The sequence below is a fragment of the Pseudomonas sp. NBRC 111139 genome (genome assembly GCF_001753955.1).
Taxonomy (GTDB): domain Bacteria; phylum Pseudomonadota; class Gammaproteobacteria; order Pseudomonadales; family Pseudomonadaceae; genus Aquipseudomonas; species Aquipseudomonas alloputida.
The window spans coordinates 48917-71551 of the sequence record NZ_BCBP01000038.1; the positions used below are offsets into that span (position 1 = coordinate 48917).

Annotated in this window: 17 protein-coding genes; 5 read left to right on the top strand and 12 right to left on the bottom strand. The window is 61.9% G+C overall.

All coding sequences use genetic code 11. The annotated features are described in order from the left end of the window. Nucleotide 1 precedes the first annotated feature (1 nt). The 4 genes from truB to BJQ17_RS15600 all read left to right on the top strand — a co-directional run bounded on the left by truB (nt 2) and on the right by BJQ17_RS15600 (nt 4304). Complete coding sequence (gene truB / locus BJQ17_RS15585; protein WP_003249968.1) at nt 2-919, top strand: tRNA pseudouridine(55) synthase TruB; 918 nt, start codon at nt 2-4, stop codon at nt 917-919. Nucleotides 920-1066: 147 nt separating this feature from the next. Continuing rightward, nucleotides 1067-1336 (top strand): 30S ribosomal protein S15, encoded by a 270-nt coding sequence (gene rpsO / locus BJQ17_RS15590; protein ID WP_003249971.1) that lies wholly within the window; start codon nt 1067-1069, stop codon nt 1334-1336. Nucleotides 1337-1586: 250 nt separating this feature from the next. Further along, nucleotides 1587-3692: a polyribonucleotide nucleotidyltransferase gene (gene pnp / locus BJQ17_RS15595; protein WP_014859357.1), complete on the top strand. Its 2106-nt coding sequence runs from the start codon at nt 1587-1589 to the stop codon at nt 3690-3692. 261 nt (nt 3693-3953) lie between these two features. Then, nucleotides 3954-4304 carry a BON domain-containing protein gene (locus BJQ17_RS15600; protein ID WP_070096294.1) on the top strand — a complete coding sequence of 117 codons (351 nt, stop codon included), beginning with the start codon at nt 3954-3956 and terminating at the stop codon, nt 4302-4304. A 76-nt stretch (nt 4305-4380) separates the two neighbouring features. Here the strand turns inward: BJQ17_RS15600 and BJQ17_RS15605 are convergent, their stop codons facing one another. Continuing rightward, nucleotides 4381-4683, bottom strand: a complete 303-nt coding sequence (locus BJQ17_RS15605; protein ID WP_003249978.1) for a putative quinol monooxygenase — start codon at nt 4681-4683, stop codon at nt 4381-4383. Nucleotides 4684-4743: 60 nt separating this feature from the next. Between BJQ17_RS15605 and BJQ17_RS15610 the strand changes: the two genes are divergently transcribed. After that, on the top strand, nt 4744-5157 hold the full coding sequence (locus BJQ17_RS15610) for a VOC family protein (RefSeq protein WP_003249980.1): 414 nt from the start codon (nt 4744-4746) through the stop codon (nt 5155-5157). A 102-nt stretch (nt 5158-5259) separates the two neighbouring features. Here BJQ17_RS15610 and BJQ17_RS15615 read toward each other — a convergent pair whose 3' ends face one another. The 11 genes from BJQ17_RS15615 to BJQ17_RS31155 form a co-directional block, all read right to left on the bottom strand. After that, the gene (locus BJQ17_RS15615; protein ID WP_070096295.1) at nt 5260-8196 is read right to left on the bottom strand and encodes a DUF748 domain-containing protein; all 2937 of its coding nucleotides are present in this window, start codon (nt 8194-8196) and stop codon (nt 5260-5262) included. 78 nt (nt 8197-8274) lie between these two features. After that, entirely contained in the window at nt 8275-9144 is an 870-nt protein-coding gene (locus BJQ17_RS15620; protein ID WP_054888862.1) for an oxygenase MpaB family protein, read from the bottom strand. A 41-nt stretch (nt 9145-9185) separates the two neighbouring features. Further along, nucleotides 9186-11120, bottom strand: coding sequence for an acetate--CoA ligase (gene acs, locus BJQ17_RS15625; protein WP_004575782.1), 1935 nt, complete (start codon nt 11118-11120; stop codon nt 9186-9188). Nucleotides 11121-11300: 180 nt separating this feature from the next. Continuing rightward, nucleotides 11301-12965: a glucose-6-phosphate isomerase gene (gene pgi / locus BJQ17_RS15630; RefSeq protein WP_012053741.1), complete on the bottom strand. Its 1665-nt coding sequence runs from the start codon at nt 12963-12965 to the stop codon at nt 11301-11303. A 208-nt stretch (nt 12966-13173) separates the two neighbouring features. After that, nucleotides 13174-14037, bottom strand: coding sequence for a pantoate--beta-alanine ligase (gene panC / locus BJQ17_RS15635; RefSeq protein ID WP_070096296.1), 864 nt, complete (start codon nt 14035-14037; stop codon nt 13174-13176). Beyond that, a complete protein-coding gene (gene panB, locus BJQ17_RS15640; RefSeq protein ID WP_003249992.1) occupies nt 14034-14834 on the bottom strand; it encodes a 3-methyl-2-oxobutanoate hydroxymethyltransferase in 801 nt (266 codons plus the stop codon). Before panB ends, panC begins: the two co-directional genes overlap by 4 nt. 262 nt (nt 14835-15096) lie before the next feature. Then, nucleotides 15097-15576: a 2-amino-4-hydroxy-6-hydroxymethyldihydropteridine diphosphokinase gene (gene folK / locus BJQ17_RS15645; protein ID WP_070096297.1), complete on the bottom strand. Its 480-nt coding sequence runs from the start codon at nt 15574-15576 to the stop codon at nt 15097-15099. Then, nucleotides 15573-16955: a polynucleotide adenylyltransferase PcnB gene (locus BJQ17_RS15650; protein WP_070096298.1), complete on the bottom strand. Its 1383-nt coding sequence runs from the start codon at nt 16953-16955 to the stop codon at nt 15573-15575. The genes folK and BJQ17_RS15650 overlap by 4 nt, the downstream gene beginning before the upstream one ends. A 968-nt stretch (nt 16956-17923) precedes the next feature. Next, a complete protein-coding gene (locus BJQ17_RS15655) occupies nt 17924-19366 on the bottom strand; it encodes a sigma-54 dependent transcriptional regulator (RefSeq protein ID WP_014754467.1) in 1443 nt (480 codons plus the stop codon). 4 nt (nt 19367-19370) lie between these two features. Further along, nucleotides 19371-22346 (bottom strand): sensor histidine kinase, encoded by a 2976-nt coding sequence (locus BJQ17_RS15660; protein WP_167398651.1) that lies wholly within the window; start codon nt 22344-22346, stop codon nt 19371-19373. Further along, complete coding sequence (locus BJQ17_RS31155; protein ID WP_003250005.1) at nt 22330-22506, bottom strand: hypothetical protein; 177 nt, start codon at nt 22504-22506, stop codon at nt 22330-22332. Before BJQ17_RS31155 ends, BJQ17_RS15660 begins: the two co-directional genes overlap by 17 nt. Nucleotides 22507-22635 lie beyond the last annotated feature (129 nt).

Genomic DNA, 22635 nt, shown 5'->3' on the forward strand with positions numbered 1-22635 from the left:
GGTGGCCCAGGTCAAACGTATCCGCCGCAATGTCAGCGGCATCATCCTGCTCGACAAGCCGCTGGGCTTCACGTCCAATGCCGCCTTGCAGAAAGTGCGTTGGCTGCTGAACGCGGAAAAGGCCGGCCATACCGGTAGCCTCGACCCGCTGGCGACCGGCGTGTTGCCGCTGTGCTTCGGTGAAGCGACCAAGTTTTCGCAGTACTTGCTGGATTCCGACAAGGGCTACGAAACCGTCATGCAGATGGGGCAGACTACCAACACCGGCGATGCCGAGGGTGAGGTGCTGCAGACCCGCGACGTGACCGTTGGTCGCGCCGACATTGAAGCGCTGCTGCCCCGTTTTCGCGGCCCGATCAGCCAGATACCGCCTATGTACTCGGCGCTCAAGCGTGACGGCCAGCCGTTGTACAAGCTGGCACGTGCAGGAGAGGTAGTGGAGCGCGAGGCGCGTTCTGTTACTATTAACCGCTTGGAGTTGCTCGAGTGCGAAGGCACCCGTGCACGGTTGAGCGTAGGATGCAGCAAAGGCACCTATATCCGCACGCTGGTGGAGGATATCGGTGAAGCCCTTGGTTGCGGCGCCTATGTCGCCGAGCTGCGCAGGACCCAGGCAGGGCCCTTTGCGCTGGCACAGACGGTCACCCTCGAGGAACTCGAACAGGCCCATGCCGAAGGTGGTAACGAAGCGCTCGACCGCTTCCTGATGCCATCGGACAGCGGGCTGCAGGACTGGCCGTTGGTCAGCCTGTCGGAACACAGTGCGTTCTACTGGCTGCATGGCCAGGCGGTACGCGCGCCGGACGCGCCACAATTTGGCATGGTGCGGGTACAGGATCACAACGCACGCTTCATCGGTATCGGTGAAGTGAGCGAAGACGGGCGCATTGCGCCGCGTCGGCTGATTCGGTCGGAATGACCGAAACCGCGGGGTCAGGCAGTTGCCGAGCCCCACGGCATCAAGGGTGGCTGTCAGTAGGCACGGTCACACCTTTTTTATTAATACAGGGATTTGTCCCTGGCCTATTGGACCCCGCATGCGGGATCCGTTATCAGGAGAAGCCAAATGGCCCTCAGCGTTGAAGAAAAAGCTCAGATCGTTGCCGAATACCAGCAAGCCGCCGGCGATACCGGTAGCCCGGAAGTGCAGGTTGCTCTGCTGACCGCCAACATCAACAAGCTGCAAGGCCACTTCAAGGCCAACGATAAAGACCACCACTCCCGTCGTGGTCTGATCCGTATGGTCAACCAGCGTCGTAAGCTGCTGGATTACCTGAAGGGCAAAGACACCACTCGTTACAGCGCCCTGATCGGTCGCCTGGGCCTGCGTCGCTAATAGCGGCCTGGTCAGTGGTGTGCGTGGGGTGTCGCAGGCTTCGGCAGGGCTGTTTTGCAGCGCTGCCGTTGGGCACTTCACGCGTATCTCCGAGGTTGGCAGCCTGGCAATGCTGAGCGGTTTTTCCGCTTGGTGCCAGGCTCCCAGCCTCGTGTTGTATCTGGACGGTCAATGGGGCCGATTCCCCGTTCTGCCCAAGAATTCGCAAGAAACCAGTTCCCCCAAGAGCCACTGAAAAAGGTAGGAAACCGTGAACCCGGTAATCAAGACTTTCCAGTTCGGTCAATCGACCGTCACTCTCGAAACGGGCCGTATTGCCCGTCAGGCAACCGGCGCCGTGCTGGTTACCGTCGACAACGACGTCACCGTGCTGGTGACTGTGGTAGGCGCCAAACAGGCTGATCCAGGCAAGGGTTTCTTCCCGCTGTCGGTTCACTACCAGGAAAAGACCTACGCCGCTGGCAAGATCCCAGGTGGCTTCTTCAAGCGTGAAGGCCGTCCTTCCGAGAAAGAGACGCTGACCTCGCGCCTGATCGACCGTCCGATCCGTCCGCTGTTCCCGGAAGGCTTCATGAACGAAGTGCAGGTCGTCTGCACCGTGGTTTCCACCAGCAAGAAGACCGACCCGGACATCGCCGCGATGATCGGTACCTCGGCTGCCCTGGCCATTTCCGGCATTCCGTTCGAAGGCCCGATCGGCGCTGCCCGCGTTGCCTTCCACGAAAGCACTGGCTACCTGCTGAACCCGACCTACGAGCAACTGGCTGCCTCGAGCCTGGACATGGTCGTTGCCGGTACCTCCGACGCCGTACTGATGGTTGAATCGGAAGCTCAAGAGCTGACCGAAGACCAGATGCTGGGTGCCGTACTGTTCGCCCACGACGAATTCCAGGCTGTTATCCAGGCTGTCAAAGAGCTGGCTGCCGAAGCTGGCAAGCCGACTTGGGACTGGAAACCTGCCGTTGCCAACACCGAGCTGTTCAATGCTATCCGCGCCGAGTTCGGCGAAGCGGTTTCGCAGGGTTACACCATCACCGTCAAAGCCGACCGCTATGCGCGTCTGGGTGAGCTGCGTGACCAGGCGGTTGCCAAGTTCTCCGGTGAAGAAGGCCAGCCTTCGGCTTCCGAAGTAAAAGACATCTTCGGCGAAATCGAATACCGCACCGTTCGCGAAAACATCGTCAACGGCAAGCCACGTATCGACGGCCGCGACACCAAGACTGTACGCCCGCTGAACATCGAAGTGGGTGTGCTGCCGAAAACTCACGGTTCGGCACTGTTCACCCGTGGCGAAACCCAGGCCCTGGTCGTTGCGACCCTGGGTACTGCCCGTGATGCCCAGCTGCTGGACACCCTCGAAGGCGAGAAGAAAGACCCCTTCATGCTGCACTACAACTTCCCACCGTTCTCGGTAGGTGAGTGTGGCCGCATGGGCGGTGCTGGCCGTCGCGAAATCGGCCACGGCCGTCTGGCCCGCCGTTCGGTTCAGGCCATGCTGCCTGCTGCTGACGTGTTCCCGTACACCATCCGTGTGGTTTCGGAAATCACCGAATCCAACGGTTCCAGCTCCATGGCTTCGGTCTGCGGTGCTTCCCTGGCCCTGATGGACGCCGGTGTGCCGATGAAGGCGCCAGTTGCCGGTATCGCCATGGGCCTGGTCAAGGAAGGCGACAAGTTCGCAGTCCTGACTGACATCCTGGGTGACGAAGACCACCTGGGCGACATGGACTTCAAGGTAGCCGGTACCGCCAAAGGCGTCACCGCGCTGCAGATGGACATCAAGATCAACGGCATCACCGAAGAGATCATGGAAATCGCCCTGGGCCAAGCCCTGGAAGCGCGCCTGAACATCCTCGGCCAGATGAACCAGATCATTGGCCAGTCGCGTACCGAACTGTCGGCCAACGCCCCGACCATGATCGCGATGAAGATCGACACCGACAAGATCCGTGACGTCATCGGTAAAGGCGGCGCCACCATTCGCGCCATCTGCGAAGAGACCAAGGCTTCGATCGACATCGAAGACGACGGCTCGATCAAGATCTTCGGCGAAACCAAGGAAGCGGCAGATGCTGCCAAGCAGCGCATCCTGGGCATCACCGCCGAGGCCGAGATCGGCAAGATCTACGTCGGCAAGGTCGAGCGCATTGTCGATTTCGGCGCCTTCGTCAACATCCTGCCTGGCAAGGACGGCCTGGTGCACATCTCCATGCTGAGCGATGCTCGCGTCGAGAAAGTCACCGACATCCTGAAAGAAGGCCAGGAAGTCGAAGTGCTGGTACTGGACGTGGACAACCGCGGCCGTATCAAGCTGTCGATCAAAGACGTCGCTGCGGCCAAGGCCTCGGGCGTCTAAGCGACCGTCACGCAATAGAGAAAGGGCCCTTCGGGGCCCTTTTTTCATGGGGGCGGGAACCTTTTGCGGACTTGCATCTTGCATGCAGGTTTACCGCGCAGATTGCAAAATGCACGACCGCAGCAGCGATGGTGTTTTGCTAACTGATTGATTTAAAAGGAAATAAACGAAGAGGCCAAGCTGGCACAGCCCATGCAACTACCTTCATACCTGACGCCAGGACATACGGCGCAGACCCTTCGAAAAACAGGAGTGACCCACATGAAGAAGTTCGCCATTGTTGCCGCTACTGCTACCGCTCTGACCCTGACCATGGCTAACGGTGCATTCGCCGCTGAGCCAACCCAGGCTCCAGTCATGTTGGCGGCCAACACCGTCGACAACGCCAAGCAAGAAGGCTCCGACACTTGGATCACTACCAAGGTCAAAGCTGATCTGATGACTGAAAAAGGCATCCCAGGCAGCGACATCAAAGTCGAGACCAGCCAAGGTGTTGTTTCGCTGTCTTCTGATGTGAAGGTTACCGAATCGCAGAAAGCAGAAGCGGTGCGCATCACCAAGAACATCAAAGGCGTCAAGAGCGTAATGTCTGACGGCCTGAAAGCCGAGTAAAGGAATGTCCCGTCGGCCAAATGGATTTGGCCACTTTCAGCAAAGCCCTGGCCCGTGCCAGGGCTTTTTCTTGAGTTCAATACACTGGGTTGCGCGCGATCACATCGCTTTCGAAGCATTCCTGCTCAAGGATCAGAGGCTCCACCAATGGGCGGCTGTCGCGAAAATGCGCGGTCTGGGTATGCGCTTCATACGCAGCATCATCGCGGTAGATTTCGTACAGGTAGATCACCTCCGGATCAACCCGGTCCTGCGACACATCGAACACCAGACAGCCAGGCTCACTCGCCACGGAAGCTGCAGCATTGACCTTGATTGCACTCAGGAAAGCGTCGGCGCATCCAGGCTTCACTCGGGTCTTGATGAACAGGCTATACACAAATCTCTCCTTTTGTTTTAAATTCAATAATGAATTGTATACAAAAATGGAGCTTCGCCAATGTCCGAATTGCCTGCACGCCCTGGCCGCCTGAATGGCTTGCGCCACATCGCCCTGCTGGTGCCTAACCTGGAAGAGTGTGAACGCTTCTACGTCGATGTGCTGGGCATGGAAGTGCTGAATCGCGCCAATGAGGACCTGGTGTACCTCACTTGCGGTAACGACAACCTGTCATTGGGGCGTGGGGCAGGGGCGGCCAACGGGTTGCAGACCCTGGATCACTACGGGTTCGTTGTCGACAGTGTGGAGGAGCTGGAGGCCTGGTATGCCTACTTCAAGGCCCGTGGCGTGACCTTGCTCGACCGGCCGTTCAACCATGGTGACGGCGCACGCAGCTTCCACCTGCTGGACCCGGCCGGGAACAAGGTTCAACCGTTGTATCACCCGGCGGTGTCGGGGCAGCGCTTGGTTTAAAGCCCGTGCTGGCCTCTTCGCGGGCACGCCCGCTCCCACAGGTAGTGCGCAGGCCTGTGGGGGCAGGCGTGCCTGCGAACAGGCCAGGCCTGCCAGAGGGGATTACTCGGCATCCAGGTGCATCGGTGTCACCACCCGGCCATCGCTTTGAGGCTGCCCCAGGCTGGTATCGATGAAGTACACCCGGTCGTCTTCCAGCTTGCCCTTGTCGACCAGGTAGTCCTTGATGCTGCTGGCGCGCTCCTGCCCCAAGGTACGCAGCAAGGCGGTACTCTCGGCCCACGACTTGATCACGGCCTCGCGCAGCTTGGCGGCGCGTTCGTCACGGCCCAACTGCTCCCATTCGGCAGGCGGCTGCTGCTTCAGGCGGGTGCGGTAGATGCCTTCGAGCATCGCCGGTTTGTCACTGTCGTCAACCACCAGCATCGAGGCATTGGCCGGCACCTTGTCACCCCGTCGCTGCAGGATCTTGTACCAGGTGGCCTGGTACTCACGCTCAAGGCGCTGTTGGGCAATCAGCGGGCCGTCGCTGGCCTGGGCGCTGGTGCCTTCGATTTCCAGGCGCAGTTCCGGGCGCTCTTTCAGCGCGGATGCCAGCTTGTCCAAGGACGACTGGGCCTCGCCGCTGAGTTCGCTGGAACCGGGGGCGAACGCCACGTTGCCAAGGTCTTCCGAGCTACCGCCGCTGATCAGCCCGCCAATGAATTTGAATGGCGCCTGCGCCGCGCGCAGCACCAGGTTGCGCAGGGTTTGCCAAACAATCGGCATCACGCTGAATTGCGGGTTGTTGAGGTCGCCAGACACCGGCAGCTCGATCGAGATCTTGCCCTCGGTATCCTTCAGCAATGCCACCGCCAGGCGGATTGGAAGGTCGACCGCATCCGGGCTGTCGACTTTCTCGCCCAACTGCAGTTGCTCCACTACTACCTTGTTCTCGGCCTTGAGCTGGCCGTTGGTGATCAAGTAGTGCAGGTCCAGGTTCAGCCGCCCCTTGCGGATGCGGAAGCCGGCGAACTTGCCGGAGTAGGGCGTCAGCGTGGTCAGTTCGACGCGCTTGAAGCTGGTGGCAATGTCCAGGCTGGCCAGTGGGTTGAACGGGTTGAGTGCGCCCTTGATGGTAACCGGTGCGTAGCGGTCTACCTTGCCCTTGACGTCGACCTTGGCCGGCTGTGGCTTGCGGTTGTCGATGGTGCCGATCTGCCCGTTGAGTTGCTGGATGGCCGTGGCGAAGTTGGGGGTTAGCGACAGGTCGGCAAAGTTGGCCGAGCCGTCGTTGATGTCTATCTGCCCGATATGGATGCCAAGCGGCTTGTTGCTGCTGGCCGTGTTCGGCTTGGGCTGGCTGCTCGCCGGGGCGTCGGCCGGTTGCGGGATCAGCAGATCATTCACGTTAGTGGTGCGGTCTTCGTTGATGATGAAGCGTGCATAGGGCTGCAGCAGGGTCACCTTGTCGATCGACAGAGCATCGCCGTGCACGTAGGACAAGCCGTCGACGTTCACCTGCTGCCATTTGACGAAGTCGCGGCTCTTGATGGTGTCGAGGGTATGCAACTGGCTGACCTGCGCCTTGCCGGTCACATTGAAGGCCAGCGGCGCGGTGTTCTTCAGGTCGACCTTGAGGTCGCTCGAGAGCATGCCGCTGCGCAGCTCCAGCAGGATGAACGGGCTGATGTAGGCCTGGGCTACACGCAGGTCGATGTCGCGGGTGCTCACATCCAGCTTTGCCCATATCGGTGCCAGGTTGACCTGGCCTGCAGCCTGCAGCTTGCCTTGCTTACCCACACCTGTATCGAGTTTGAGGGTGAAGGGCGACTGGTTGAGGCTGTCGAAACCTTGCAGGTCGGCATTGAGAGGGCCAATGTCCAAGGCTACCGGTGCCTTTTGGCTGCGATCTGCCAGGTGTACCAGGTAGTTGCGCAACTGCACGTCCTTGAGCAGCACTTGCCAGGGTTTGCTTGGCTCGTTGACCGCTTTCTCTTCAGGCGTAGGTGCTGCGGCCGCCGGCTCGGCCTTTTCCTTCGGCGTGGCCTTGGCGGGTTGGCTGGCGAACAGCTTCTGCCAGTCGAGCTGGCCATCTTTTTCCAGCGCCGCCCAGGTTTCGAGCTTTTCGCTGCGAACCTTGCCCACGGTGACCTGCTGTTTGACCAGATCAATGGTGGTTTCGCTAACCTCCAGGCTGGCCAGGCGTGCCAACGGTCGGCCATCCGGCGCCTTGATGGCGAATGGCGCGATGCGCACGGAGACGTTATCCAGCAGCAGCTCGGTCTGTTTGGCGAGGTTGAGCTTGTAGTGCGTATCGAGGCTTACCACGCCGTCTTCCAGCACCAGTGGCACGGCATCGCGCACGTAGGGCCAGAACAGCTTCATCTTGCCGTCAGTGACCTTCAGTGTGCCTTCGGAGGCGATCGGCGACAGGCTCAGCGTGCCCTTCCAGTCGATGCGTCCGCCATTGGGGCCGCTGGCCACCAAGGTCATGTCGGCGTTGTCGTTGGGCAGGGTGCTGAGGTTTTTCAGCTCCAGATTCATGTTGTCGTAGAGGAACTCGATCGGCTCGCTGGGCCGCAGGTCCTCGAAGTGCAGGTAACCGTCGATGAGCTTGATGCTGCCAATACGCAGCGGGAACGGGTCGCTGGGCGGCTCTTCGGGTTTGGCTTCGCTGGCCGGTAGTTTGAACAACCCGGTCAGGTTGAGGGTACCGTCCTTGGCGAACAGCACTTCGTTGCGCGGTTTGTCGAGCTCCACCGCTTCCAGATGCAGGGCTTTTGTCCACAGGCTGTCGAGCGAGGCGTTAGCGTAAAGACGCTCGAAACCGACCTGTTCCTTGCCCGGCTCGCCGACCTGCAGGCCCCACAGCGTCAGCTCGAGGCTGAAGGGGTTGAGTTCGATCCGTTCAAGGTGGGCCGGCACGGTGGCGTATTGGGCCAACTGCTGGTTGGCGATGCGCAGTGCGACACCGGGAAGAATGAGAAAGCCGAGCAGGCTATACAGGGCTACCAAGGCCACGATTGCGCCAGCGGCGCGAGTCAATCCTTTGTACATGTGTCGCTTCGTCAGTCTAAGCAGGAGTGCTTGGAGTATGGCACGTTAAATCAGTTCCGCAGGGGCCACCCTTTGCGCTCAATCAATGCCCATGCGCCGTTTGGCCCGGTGTGCCGAACCGTCGCGCATTGCCCAGCGCAGTACCGGCGCGGTGCGGCGCAGGCCCAGGCGGATCAGGCGCTGCTGCAGGGGCCCGTGCTGCAGGCCGAGCAGTGCCTGGGCCCAGCCGGGCAGCAAGTCGATACCTGCGTGCAGCATCAGTTTGCCAACCGGCTGTGCCAAGCGGCTGGGGGCAGGGGCGTCGAGCAGGATTCGCATGACCTCATGGCTGCGCGCATCACAGTGCAGCTGCGGGCGTATGTGTTGCAGATAGTCTTCAACTTGCTGGCACGAGCGCGGCACGTCACGGGCACCAAGGCGCTCGGCGATCAGGGCGATTTCGTTGTAATAGGCATCCTGCTCGGCGCGTGGCAGGTGTGGGTTGCGGTAACGCAGGTGGGCGGCGAGGAAACGGCTGACCTCCGCTACATGCACCCAGGTCAACAGATCCGGGTCGCTGGCCGCATAAGGGCGACCATCCGGTGCAGTGCCGGTGACCTGCAGGTGAATGGTGCGCACTTTGTCGATCAGCCACTCGGCATCGCCAGTGGCGCCAAAGGTGGTGCCGGAAATGAACTGGCTGGTGCGGCGTAAGCGGCCGAGCAGGTCTTCACGAAAATTGGAGTGGTCCCACACACCGGCCAAGGCCAGGGGATGCAACAACTGCAGCATCAGCGCGCTGATGCCACCGACCAGCATGCTCGGGAAGTCGCCATGTACCCGCCAGCTAATACTGTGCGGGCCGAACAGGCCGGGGTCGCCCTTGGGCGATTCCAGGTCGAGCTGGCCGAGGGCCAGCCCGGTGAGGCTCATGACCTGGGTTTCGATACGGCGACGAAGGGCTTCCATGGCGACCTGCTGTACAGGGCGGCCAGATTTGCGGCCGCCGGTTACTGGTTGAGGCGTTTGTCGATCAGGCCCTGTACCACGCTTGGGTCGGCCAGGGTCGAGGTATCGCCCAGGTTTTCCAGCTCATTGCAGGCGATTTTGCGCAGTATACGCCGCATGATCTTGCCTGAGCGCGTCTTGGGTAGCGCTGGCGCCCACTGAATCAGCTCAGGCTTGGCGAAGCTGCCGATTTCCTTGCTGACCAGGGCCAGCAGCTCGGCCTTTAGCGTGTCATCTGGTGTCACGCCATTCATGGTCGTGACGAAGGCGTAGACGCCTTGGCCCTTGAGGTCGTGTGGGTAACCGACCACCGCAGCTTCGGCCACGCTGTCATGCAGCACCAGTGCGCTTTCCACTTCAGCGGTGCCGATGCGGTGCCCGGACACGTTGATCACATCGTCGATGCGCCCGGTGATCCAGTAGTCGCCATCGGCATCGCGGCGGGCACCGTCGCCAGTGAAGTAGTAGCCGGGCAAGGGCTTGAAGTAGGTGTCGACCATCCGCTGGTGGTCGCCGTAGACACTGCGGATCTGCCCCGGCCAGCTGGCTTTGATCGCCAGCACGCCGGCGCCGGGGCCTTCGATCAGTTTGCCTTTTTCGTCCAGTAGCACCGGTTGCACGCCGAACATTGGCTGGGTAGCGCAGCCGGGTTTGAGTGACTGTGTGCCGGGCAGTGGGGTGAGCATGATGCCGCCGGTTTCGGTCTGCCACCAGGTATCCACAATCGGGCAGCGCTTTTGCCCGACCTCCTCGAAATACCATTCCCAGGCTTCCGGGTTGATCGGCTCGCCGACGCTGCCCAGCAGACGCAGGCTTTTGCGTGAGGTGCTCTGCAGTGGCGCAGAGCCCTCGCGCATCAGTGCGCGCAGGGCGGTCGGAGCGGTGTAGAAGATGTTCACCTGGTGTTTGTCCACCACTTGCCAGAAGCGCGAGGTGTCTGGGTAGTTGGGCACGCCTTCGAACATCAGCGAGATTGCGCCATTGGCCAGCGGGCCGTAGACGATGTAGCTGTGGCCGGTCACCCAGCCGACATCGGCGGTGCACCAGAACACCTCGCCGTCACGATAATCGAACACCACCTTGAAGGTCATTGTTGCCTGCAGCAGGTAGCCGCCGGTGGTATGCAGCACCCCTTTGGGTTTGCCGGTGCTGCCGGAGGTGTAGAGGATGAACAGCGGGTCTTCGGCCTCCATCGGTTCAGGGGGGCAGTCGTCGCCGGCCTCTTTCGTCGCTTCGTGATACCAGAGGTCGCGGCCCTCGGCCCAGGCAACATCGCCGCCAGTGCGGCGCACCACCAATACGCTACTGACCGCTGGGCAACTGGCCAAGGCTTTGTCGACGTTCTGTTTCAGTGGGATGCGTTTACCGCCACGCACGCCTTCATCGGCGGTGATCACGGTGCGGCAGTCGGCATCGAGAATACGGTCTCGCAAGGCATCGGGGGAGAAACCGCCAAACACCACCGAGTGGATGGCGCCGATGCGGGTGCAGGCGAGCATGGCGAACGCGGCCTCGGGAATCATTGGCATGTAGATGCACACCCGGTCGCCTTTCTTCACACCGCGCGCTTTCATTGCATTGGCCAGGCGGCAGACCTGACGGTGCAGTTCGCGGTAGGTGATGGCCTTGGAGTCCTTGGGGTCGTCGCCTTCCCACAGCAAGGCCGTTTGCTCGCCGCGCTGGGCCAGATGACGGTCGATACAGTTGTAGCTGACGTTGAGTTGCGCACCGTCGAACCAGCGGGCCTTGCCGGTATGCAGGTCGCATTGCTGCACGCTTGACCACGGTTTGATCCAGTCCAGGCGTTTGGCCTGTTCGGCCCAGAAGGTGTCTGGGTCTTCGACCGACTGGCGGTAGAGGCGGCGGTAGTCTTCGGGGGTGAGGGCGGCGGACTGGCTGACGGCCAGGGCCTGGGGGTATTTGCGGATATCGAACATGGCGGGTGGTCCTGCTCTTGTAAGGGGCGATGGACTGCAACGGCTATTCGATAGGACAGTGTAGCTGGGAGCGGTGTTCAACCTGGGCCGGCCTCTTCGCGGGTAAACCCGCTCCTACGAGGTAACGCGTTGCCTGGTAGGAGCGGGTTTACCCGCGAAGAGGCCGGTACAGGCTTCGGATCAACCGCGGTGACGGCCGCGGAAGTAGTTGATCAGGCCTTGGGTGGAACCGTCTTCGGCGCTGTCTTCCAGGCTGCCGACCAAGCGCTGGTAAACGCCCTTGCCCAGTTCCTTGCCCAGCTCAACACCCCACTGGTCGAAGGCGTTGATACCCCAGATAACGCTCTGTACGAACACCTTGTGCTCGTACATCGCCACCAACGCGCCCAGGCGGCGCGGGCTGATGCGCTCGACCACCAACGTGTTGCTCGGGCGGTTACCCGGGATTACCTTGTGCGGGGCCAGCTTTTCGATGTCCGCTTCGTTGAGGCCTTTAGCGCGCAATTCGGCTTCGGCTTCCTCGCGGGTTTTGCCCAGCATCAGCGCCTGGCTCTGCGACAGGCAGTTGGCGTACAGCCACTGGTGGTGGTCGGCCACCGGGTTGAAGCTCACCACCGGCACGATGAAATCGGCCGGAATCAACTGGGTGCCCTGGTGCAGCAACTGGTGGTAGGCATGCTGGCCGTTGCAGCCCACGCCGCCCCAGATCACCGGCCCGGTGTCGGTCTTCACCGGGGTACCGTCTTGCAGCACGCTCTTGCCGTTGGATTCCATGTCCAGCTGCTGCAGGTGCTTGGTGATGTTGCGCAGGTAGTGGTCGTACGGCAGGATCGCGTGGCTGTTTGCGTCCCAGAAGTTGCCATACCACACGCCCAGCAGGGCCAGTAGCACCGGCATGTTCTTGTCGAACGGTGCGGTCTGGAAGTGCTGGTCCATGGTGTAGGCGCCGGACAGCAGTTCCTTGAAGTTGGCAGTGCCGATGGCCAGGGCGATCGGCAGGCCGATGGCCGACCACAGCGAGTAGCGCCCGCCCACCCAGTCCCACATCGGGAAGATGTTTTCTTCGCGGATACCGAACGCTACAGCAGCGGCCTTGTTGCTGGACACTGCAATGAAGTGGCGGTACAGCTCGGCTTCCGAGCCGCCTTGGGCCAGGTACCAGGTCCGCGCGGCCATGGCGTTTTTCAGCGTCTCGAGGGTGTTGAACGACTTCGACGAGACGATGAACAGGGTGGTTTCGGCGCGCAGGTTGGCCGACAGCTCGTGGAACTCGCTGCCGTCGATATTGGCCAGGTAGTGGCAGCGCACGCCGCGCTGGGCGTAGGGTAGCAGCGCTTCGGACACCAGCTCGGGGCCGAGGAACGAACCGCCAATGCCAATGTTGACCACGTCGGTGATCGGTTTTTCGCTGTAGCCGCGCCACAGGCCATCGTGAATGCGGCCGACCAGTTCGGTAATCTGGTTGAGCACCTTGTGCACTTCCGGCATGACGTTCACGCCGTTGACGCTGAGTTTGTCACCTACGGGCCGGCGCAAGGCGGTGTGAAGCACCGGGCGGCCTTCGGAGGCGTTGATGATCTCACCGCTGAACATCGACTTGATGGCGTCTTGCAGGCCCACTTCATTGGCCAGGCTGACCAGCAGGTCGCGGCTTTGCTCGGTGATCAGGTTTTTTGAGTAGTCGAGGAACAGGCCGCAAGCGCTGAGGGAAAACTGGTCGAAGCGCTTGGCATCGGCGGCGAAGGCTTCGCGCATGCTGAAGCTTTGCATGGCGTCGCGGTGTTTCTGAAGCGCCTGCCAGGCGGGCAGGGCCGTCACATCGTGGGGTGTACGGTAATACGCCATTGCGCGGGGTTCCCTTGGTGCGTGGTGAGGGCTTGGACACGGCAGTCGTTGCCGGGTTCAGGCTGGCACCATTATAGGCAAAGGCCACGTGCTGGGAATGGGTATGGCAGGGGGATTTTGGTGGGGCATTGCAAGCAAGCCCGCCCCTACAGGTAAACGTGCAGGAGCGGGCTTGCCCGCGAATGGGCTGCAAGGCAGCCCAAGACCGTTATGCGGTCTTCTCTTCCAAATGCAGGTAGAGGTTGTCGATCAACCGTGTGTTACCCAGGTAAGCCGCCGCAATCACCACCAGGTCTCGATCATCGATCACTGCCGGGCGCAAGCTTACGGCATGGCGTACTTCCAGGTAATCCGGGCGGAAACCCGCTGCGCTCAGTTGCGCCTGGCCTTCAGCGACCAGCGCGGCAAAATCCCGCTGGCCACGGCCGATGCCCGCTGCAATGTGCTGCAGTGTGCGGTACAGCGCTGGTGCAGCAGTACGCTGCTCTGGCGTGAGGTAGCCATTGCGCGACGACAGCGCCAAGCCATCTTCGGCACGCACGGTGGGTTCGCCGATGATCTGGATCGGCATGTTCAGGTCGCGCACCATGGCGCGGATCACCGCCAACTGCTGATAGTCCTTCTCGCCGAACACGGCAAGGTCTGGCTGGACCATGTTGAACAGCTTGTTGACCACGGTGGCCACGCCCTCGAAATGCCCAGGCCGGCTGGCGCCGCACAGGCCTTCGGAAAGCCGGGGCACGCTGACGCGTGTTTGCACGCTCATGCCGTCGGGGTACATCTCTTCCACCGTGGGCGCGAACAGCAGGTTGCAGCCGGCCTGCACCAGGCGCTCCTGGTCGGCTGCCAGGGTGCGTGGGTATTTGTCGAGGTCTTCGTTGGCGCCGAACTGCAGCGGGTTGACGAAGATACTGGCGACCACGAAGTCGGCGCGCTGGGCAGCCTTGGTCACCAAGGCTGCATGGCCGCTGTGCAGGTTGCCCATGGTCGGCACGAAACCGATGCGTTTGCCCTCACCGCGCGCGCGGGCCACTGCCGCGCGCAGTTCGCGGACGGTCTTGACTGTATTCATGCACTGAACCCGTGTTCGCTGCCTGGGAAACTGACTTGCTTGACTGCCTCGACGTAAGCGACGAGGGCGCTATGGATATCCGGTTGGCCCTGCATGAAGTTCTTCACGAACTTCGGTACCCGGCCGCTCAGCGACAGGCCGAGCATGTCGTGCAGTACCAGTACCTGGCCATCGGTGGCGCTGCCGGCGCCAATGCCGATTACCGGGATGCCAACGGCATTGGTGATTTCCGCCGCCAGTTCGCTGGGTACGCACTCGAGCAGCAGCATGGCCGCACCGGCCTGTTCCAGGGCAATGGCGTCGGCGCGCATCTGCCGGGCCTGGGCCTCCTGGCGGCCCTGCACTTTGTAGCCGCCCAGCACGTTGACGGTTTGCGGGGTCAGGCCCATGTGCGCGCACACCGGCACACCACGCTCGGCCAGCAAGCGGATGGTTTCGGCCAGCCAGGCTGCGCCTTCGATCTTGACCATGTGGGCGCCGGCCTGCATCAGTGTGGCGCTGTTGGCAAAGGCCTGCTCCGGCGTGGCGTGGGCCATGAACGGCAGGTCGGTGAGGATCAGCGCGCCGTCGTTGCCGCGTTTGACGCTGGCGGTGTGGTAGGCCATCTCCGCCGTGGTGACCGGCAAGGTGCTGTCGTGGCCCTGCAGGACCATCCCCAGCGAGTCGCCCACCAGCAACACTTCAACGCCGGCCTGGCTGGCGGCCTTGGCGAAGGTCGCGTCGTAGCAGGTCAGCATGGTGATTTTTTCACCCTTGGCCTTGAGGCCGTTAAGGGTGGTAAGGGTTACTTCAGGCATGTAGGAAATTCCTCGTTCAGGCGCTGTAAAAAACGACTGCATTCAACGCGTGTAGTCATCTTCCGGAGCGGCACATCATCGCGCGTGATGTTCGGGCACAGGTCCGTCCGGGCCTAAATACGGGTATGCGGCACTTTGGTGCCACACGGGACGCCTATAGTCGTGAGCGAGGTGGGGGAAGTCAATCACCCTGTTACCGCATTGTTACGATCAGGGTGTTACTGGCGTTACCGAGGTGGCAATGCAGGCTGGAACGCCCGGTCTACAGGCGTTCCAGGCCGACGAACGGGCATTCGTCGAGCAGTTGCGCGAGGGCGCGACCATCGGCCAGGCGGAAATCCTCCGGTACCAGTTCGGCCAACGGATACAGCACGAACGGGCGGGCATGCATGTGGTAATGCGGCACTTTCAAGCGTGGCTGGTCGAGCATCTGGTCACCGAACAGCAGGATGTCCAGGTCCAGCGTGCGTGGGCCCCAGCGCTCTTTGCGCACGCGGCCCTGGTCGTTTTCGATGGCCTGCAGCGCATCGAGCAATGCCAGTGGTGCCAGGGCGGTGTCCAGGGCGGCGACAGCATTGGTGTAGCGCGGTTGGCCGGGCAGCAGCGAATCGCTGGTGTACAGGGCCGAGGCGGCTACCAGGCGCGTGGCTTCGACCTGGTCCAGCGCCTGCAAGGCGCTACGCAGCTGCTCGGCAGGTGCGTCCAGGTTGCTGCCCAGACCTACGTAGGCGCGAATGGTCACTCGAACGCCTCGTCGCCACTGCGCTTGCGTTTGCTGCCGCTGCGCTTGCGCTTGCGCGGGCCGGCACTTTCGTCACGGCTACCAAGCTCGCGGATCATCTCGCGGCGCTCGCTGTCGTTTGCCTCCTGGTAATCGGTCCACCACTGGCCCAGGTCGTCGGTTTCTTCCCCGGCGCTTTCACGCAGCAGCAGGAAGTCGTAACCGGCGCGGAAACGCGGGTTGTCCAGCAGCATGTCGGCGCGCTTGCCGCTGCGGCGTGGCAGGCGCTCCTGCATGTCCCAGATCTCGCGGATCGGCAGGGTGAAACGCTTGGGGATGGCAATGCGCGCGCACTGCTCGGCGATCAGGTCGTGGGCTGCACCGTTCATGGCCGGGATCGGCGGCACGCCCTGGTTCTGCAGGTGCAGCACACGGGCCGGCAGGGCTGGCCAGAGCAGAGCAGCAAACAGGAAGGCTGGCGTCACTGGCTTGCCCTGCTTCACGCGCAGGTCGGTGTTGTTCAGTGCCTGGCTGATCAGCGTGTGGGTGTAGGTTGGCCGCTCATCCAGCGCGTGGGCACTGGCCGGGAACAGCGGTTCGAACAACTCCAGGTCAACCAGCATTTCGAAGGCGATGGCACCTTGGCCACTGAGGAACAGCTTGAGGCATTCCTCGAACAGGCGCGCGGGTGGAATCTCGCGCAGCATCGGGGCCAGACCGCGAATCGGCAGGTAAGTGTGCTTTTCGATGCCAAAGTCGAGCTTGGCGGCAAAGCGCACCGCGCGCAGCATGCGCACCGGGTCTTCCTGGTAGCGGTGGGTCGGGTCTCCGATCAGCCGCAGCAGGCGGTTGCGCACGTCGTGCACACCGTTGGCGTAATCGAGAATGCGCTCGCTGACCGGATCGTAGTACAGGGCGTTGATGGTGAAGTCGCGGCGTTGCGCGTCCTCTTCCAGGGTGCCGTACACGTTGTCTCGCAGAATGCGGCCACTGGCGTTATGCGACGAACGGTGGGCATCGCCCTGGTCGTCCTCGGAGTGGTGGGCGCGGAAGGTGGCGACTTCAATGATCTCACGGCCGAAATGCACATGGACCAATTTGAAGCGACGACCAATGATGCGGGCGTTGCGGAACTCGGCACGGACCTGTTCGGGGGTGGCGCTGGTGGCGACGTCGAAGTCCTTCGGCGTGATGCCCAGCATCAGGTCGCGGACACAGCCACCGACCAGGTAAGCCTGGTAGCCGGCGCTTTGCAGCCGCTCCACGATGTTCACCGCATGACGGCTGAACTGGTGGCGCTGCAGCGAGTGCTGGCTCTTGTTGATCACCTCGGGCGTGGTGCGCCTGTGGTGCGGGCCCGGTACGGGCGGGCGGAAAGACTGGAACAGCTTCTTCAGCATGGGATGCACTGTGTGAAGGAATGTTCGGCCAAGAATAGGAGAATGGCCGCATGATGGGCGGGGATTCTAGCATTTACTCGGGGAATGGTGTAGGCGGGTAGCAGGATGCCTGCCAGAAGGGTAGAAACGACAAGGGGAGCCTAAGCTCCCCAAGAAGTCGTTGCGTGCTCTTATTGTTTTTTTGCTGGGCTTCTTGTTTTTGTTGAGTGCCCTGCCCACAAATCTCGAAACTTGTGGACGACCCCCAAACCGGGGGTAAAGAGCAAACGGATTGCTTTGGCCGCTGATGACACGTTGATCTGTCGATCCAACCAGTTCAGGCGCTGCTTTTAGTGCAGTTTTTGTTGTTCTCTGCCTGGTTGTGGGGCAAGCCCCAAACACGCATCCTCTCCAAAAGAATCAGTTAGCTGCGCCTCCGCCATCTTGTTTTTATTGTGCGTGAGCCGTTTCGTCTTGTTCTTATTCTGAGTTGCAGTGCTTGTTATTGTTCTTGTACCAAACATATAGCAGGTGCCGTGCCAACTTTTCAAAACTCAGTAAAATCAAGGGCTTGAGCGGGTTCTGCAATTTTTGGCAGGTCGAAAATGTCGCAATTTCGTTACCGTACGCCTCGGGGACTGTTACGGCGGAAAGCTTGGGTAACAGATTTTTACGGGAGGTGAGGTGTTACCTGGGGTGTTCGCCGTGACACGTTCAGCGCCTGTGAGACCGCGCGCCGCCCGCGCGGCGCCTCGCGGCTAAAGCCGCTCCTACATTTGTTCGGGCCAATTTTTTCTGTGGGATTTGCGCGCGAATGCCTTGGCGCATGGCTCGAGATTGCGTCGTACAACAAGGTGGTCGCGCGCGCGTGGCACAGGAGGGACTGGCCCGAAACAAATGTAGGCGCGGCTTTAGCCGCGAAGCGCCGCGCGGGCGGCGCTCGATCTCACCGACGCCGCATAGGCTGCGGCGTACGGTGCGCAGGTGGGTTATTCGCTGGTAGCGTTGCTCTTGCGCCGTGGGATGCCCAGGCGCTGGCGGCGTTCCCACAGGCACTTGCGGCTGACGCCGAGCTTGCGTGCCAGTTCGGTCTCGGTCATGTGGTCCTGGTGTTCAAGCACGAAGTGCTGGAAATAGTCTTCCAGCGACAGGTCTTCGGTCGGCTCGTGGCTGGCATTGCCCGCGTTGGCCACCACCAGGGCATTGTCGAGGAGGTCATCCTCTTCCAGGTCGCTCAGCTCGATGTCGATGCCCAGCAGCTCGGCGGAAATTTCTGCGCTCTCGCTGAGGATCACCGCGCGCTCCACGGCGTTTTCCAGTTCTCGCACGTTACCGGGCCAGCTGTAGTGACGAATGGCTTGCTCGGCCTCGGCCGAGAAGTGCAGGTCGTCGCGGCCGATGCGAGCGCTCTGGCGGGCGAGGAAGACGTTGGCGATCTCGTTGACGTCGCTGCCACGCTCGCGCAGGGCCGGCAGCTTCAGGGCGATGACGTGCAGTCGGTAATACAAGTCTTCACGGAACTGGCCGGCCTTGGCCAGGTTCTTCAGGTCACGGTGGGTCGCGGCGATCAGGCGCACATCGACCTTTTGCGACTGCACCGAACCTACCCGGCGTATCTCGCCTTCCTGCAGCACACGCAGCAGGCGAGCCTGGGCTTCGAGCGGCAGTTCGCCAATTTCATCGAGGAACAGCGTACCGCCATCGGCGGCCTCCACCAAGCCGGCGCGCCCGGCGCTTGCGCCGGTGAACGCGCCTTTTTCGTGGCCGAACAGCTCGGATTCGATCAGCGTTTCGGGGATGGCCGCGCAGTTCACCGAGATCATCGGTGCCTTGGCCCGGCGAGACAGGTTGTGCAGGGCGCGGGCCACCAGCTCTTTACCGGTGCCGGACTCGCCCTGGATCAGCACATTGGAGTCGGTAGGCGCGACTTTGCGGATCTTGCTGTACATGTCCTGCATGGGCTGGCACGAGCCGATGATGCCGATTTCGCCATTGGCCGTTGCCGCGCTGCCTTTGTCGGGCGCTGTAGCCTTGCCATTGCTGGCGCGTGGCTCGGCAGGCGGTGCAGCAGCGGGGGCGTTCTGCCGGTCACGCAGAATACGCGCTACGGCCTGCAGCATCTCGTCATGGTCGAAGGGCTTGGCGATGTAGTCCACCGCGCCCATTTTCATCGAGTCCACCGCTGAGCGCAGGCTGGCGTAACTGGTCATGATCAGCACCGGGGTGCCCTGGCCGAGCTTGATCAGCTCGGTGCCGGGCGCGCCTGGCAGGCGCAGGTCGCTGACGATGAGGTCGAAAGTGGCAATGCTGAAGCGTTCCTGGGCTTCCTGCACCGAGCCGGCCTCGCTGACCTGGTACTGGTTCCGCTCAAGCAGGCGACGCAGGGCCGAGCGGATGATGGTTTCGTCTTCGACGATCAGAATGTGCGGCATTGATTCAATTCTCTCGACGGTCTCGAATTTCAGGGGACGTCGCTACGACATGCCGGGGCAGGGTCACGCGGATCCGGGTGCCACGTTGCCGTTCGATATCGGCCGGGCTGTCGATGGTGATTTGCCCATAATGCTCTTCCACGATGGAATAGACCAGAGCGAGCCCCAGTCCGGTTCCTTCGCCCGGGTCCTTGGTGGTGAAGAAGGGTTCGAACAGGCGGTCCATGATGCTCTTCGGAATCCCGCTGCCTTCGTCTTCGACGATCAGGTCGACGGTGTGCTCGTTAACCTCGCTGCGCACGCGCACGGCGCTGCCGGGCGGCGAGGCATCGCGGGCGTTGGAGAGCAGGTTGATCAGCACCTGGGCCAGGCGCTGCGGGTCACCTTCGGCCCAATGGTCCGGGTCGCAAAGGTTGAAGAACTGTACTTCGAAATTGCGCCGGTTCAACGCCAGCAGACCGATGGCGTCTTGTGCCACTTCGGCCAGGCACACCGGTTCCTCGCTGTTCTGGTGGCTGCCGCCAGCATGGGCGAAGCTCATCAGCGACTGGACGATGCGCGATACGCGCTTGGTCTGGTCCAGGATCTGGCTGGACAACTCGATGATTTCGCCATCGCCTTCGCGTTCCTCGCGCAGGTTTTGCGCCAGGCAGGCGATGCCGGTGATCGGGTTGCCGATCTCGTGGGCCACGCCGGCGGCCAGGCGGCCAATGCTGGCCAGGCGTTCGGAGTGCACCAGCTTGTCTTCCAGTGCCTGGGTTTCGGTAAGGTCCTCCACCAGCAATACCAGCCCGCTGTTACCGGGTGCCAGTGGCTCGTCAATGGCTGCCTTGTGCAGGTTCAGCCAGCGTGGCTGGCCGTCCAGCGCCAGGCGCTGCTTGTGCAGGTGCTCGTCGGGCACGTTGATGAAGCCTTGCAGCAGGCCGCGCCAAGGCTCGTCGATGGTGACCAGGCGCGAGCCGACCACATGCTTGGCGGCGATGCCGGTGAGCTCTTCCATGGCCTTGTTCCACATCAGGATTTCCTGGTCCTTGGCCAGTGAGCAGACGCCCATGGGCAATTCCTGCAGGGTCTGGCGATGGTAGCGGCGCAAGGCATCGAGTTCGGCGGCCAGCCCTGTCAGGCGCGAGTGGTAGTCTTCCAGGCGGCTTTCGATGAAGTGGATGTCTTCGGTCACGTAGTTTTCGTTACCGGACTTGTACGGCAGGAAAGTCTCGACCATGTCCTGGGCCACGCTCGGCCCCATCAGGCCGGACAAGTTGGCTTCGATGCGGTCGCGCAGGCGGCGCAGGGCATAGGGGCGGCGCTCGTCGAACGGCAGGTAGAGGTCGCGCAGCGCTTGCTCGACTTCCTTTTGCGCGGCCTTGGCGCCCAGCGGCTTGGCCAGCTGGGTGGCGAATTCCTGCGGCGAGGCGGCGTGCAACTCGCGGCGCTGCGGGCGGCGCACGTTATCCACGGCACAGGCTTCGGCCGCGCTGACCTCTTCGGTGCTGGCGTTGGTGAACAGTGAGATCAGGGTGAACAGCAGCACGTTGGCCGCCAACGAGGCGATGGCTGCCATGTGCCAGCTGGTGTCGTCCAGCACATAGATCATGTCCAGCAGCGGGATGTAGAAGCCCTGCAAGTTACCGAGAAGCGGCAGCAGCATGGTCACCATCCACACCAGGGTGCCGGCCAGCAGCCCGGCGATGAAACCGCGGCGGTTGGCGGTTGGCCAGTAGAGCACCGACAGCACCCCAGGCAGGAACTGCAAGGTGGCGACGAACGCGACGATACCCAGGTTGGCCAGGCTCTGGTGGTAGTTCTGGCTCAGGTAGAACATGAAGCCGGCGGTGATGATGGCGACGATCAATGCACGGCGGGTCCACTTCAGCCAACGGTAGATGTTGCCTTCGGCCGGGGGCTGGTAAAGCGGCAGCACCAGGTGGTTCAGGGCCATGCCCGACAGCGCCAGGGTGGTGACGATGATCAGGCCGCTGGCTGCCGACAGGCCGCCAATGTAGGCCAGCAGTGCCAATGCCTGGTTGTTGGCGGCGATGCCCAGGCCCAGGGTGAAGTACTCGGGGTTGGTGCTGGCGCCCAGGCGCAGGCCGGCCCACAGCACCAGCGGCACGGCAAGACTCATCAGCAGCAGGAACAGCGGCAGGCCCCAGCTGGCGCTGACCAGCGAGCGCGGGTTGAGGTTCTCGGTAAAGGCCATGTGGTACATGTGCGGCATGACGATGGCCGAGGCGAAGAACACCAGCAGCAGGGTGCGCCATGGGCCTTCCTGCAGGGGGGTGTGCAGGGCGGCGAGGGCGGTCTGGTTCTGCAACAGCCAGACTTCCAGCTCGTGCGGGCCGCCGAATACGCCATACAAGGCATACAGGCCGATGCCGCCCAGGGCCAGCAGCTTGATCACCGACTCGAAGGCGATGGCGAAAACCAACCCCTCATGCTTCTCGCGCGTGGCGATGTGCCGCGAGCCGAAGAAGATGGTGAACAGAATGATCAGCGTGCAAAAGGCAAAGGCCACCCGGGCCTTGACCGGTTCACCGGTAAGGATGCTGATCGAGTCGGCCACCGCCTGGATCTGCAGGGCCAGCAACGGGAGCACGCCAATCAGCATGATGATGGTGGTCAAGGCCCCGGCCCAGGTACTGCGGAAGCGGAAGGCCAGCAGGTCGGCCAGGGATGACAGCTGGTAGGTGCGGGTGATCTTGAGGATCGGATAGAGCAGCACCGGCGCCAGCAGGAATGCGCCAGACACCCCCAGGTAACAGGCAAGGAAGCCGTAGCCGTACTGGTAGGCCAGGCCAACCGAGCCATAGAAGGCCCAGGCACTGGCGTAGACGCCCAGCGACAGGGTGTAGGTGAGTGGGTGGCGAATGATCGAACGCGGGATCAGCCCGCGCTCGCTGATCCAGGCCACGCCGAACAGCACCATGAGGTACCCGGCGCTGATCAGGATCATCTGGGTCAGGCTAAAGCTCATCGGCATCTCTTTGGCTCTGCAGGATGAAGGTGACGACGATCAGGATCAGCCAGAGCAGGTAGGGGCGGTACCAGGCTCCGGTCGGTTCGATCCACCAGTCCATGATGGCCGGGGAGAACAGGTAGATCCCCACGACCAGAAGCAGGACCAAACGATAGATGTACATGCTGGCCTCGATGGTTGGGCGCTGCGGGCTTGAACTTATTATTGGCGCAAATGGCAGGGGGGATGCTAGCGGGAATCCACAGCGTTCGCCAAGGGTTTGAATTTATTGGGCTTTTGTTTTTGAGAGGTG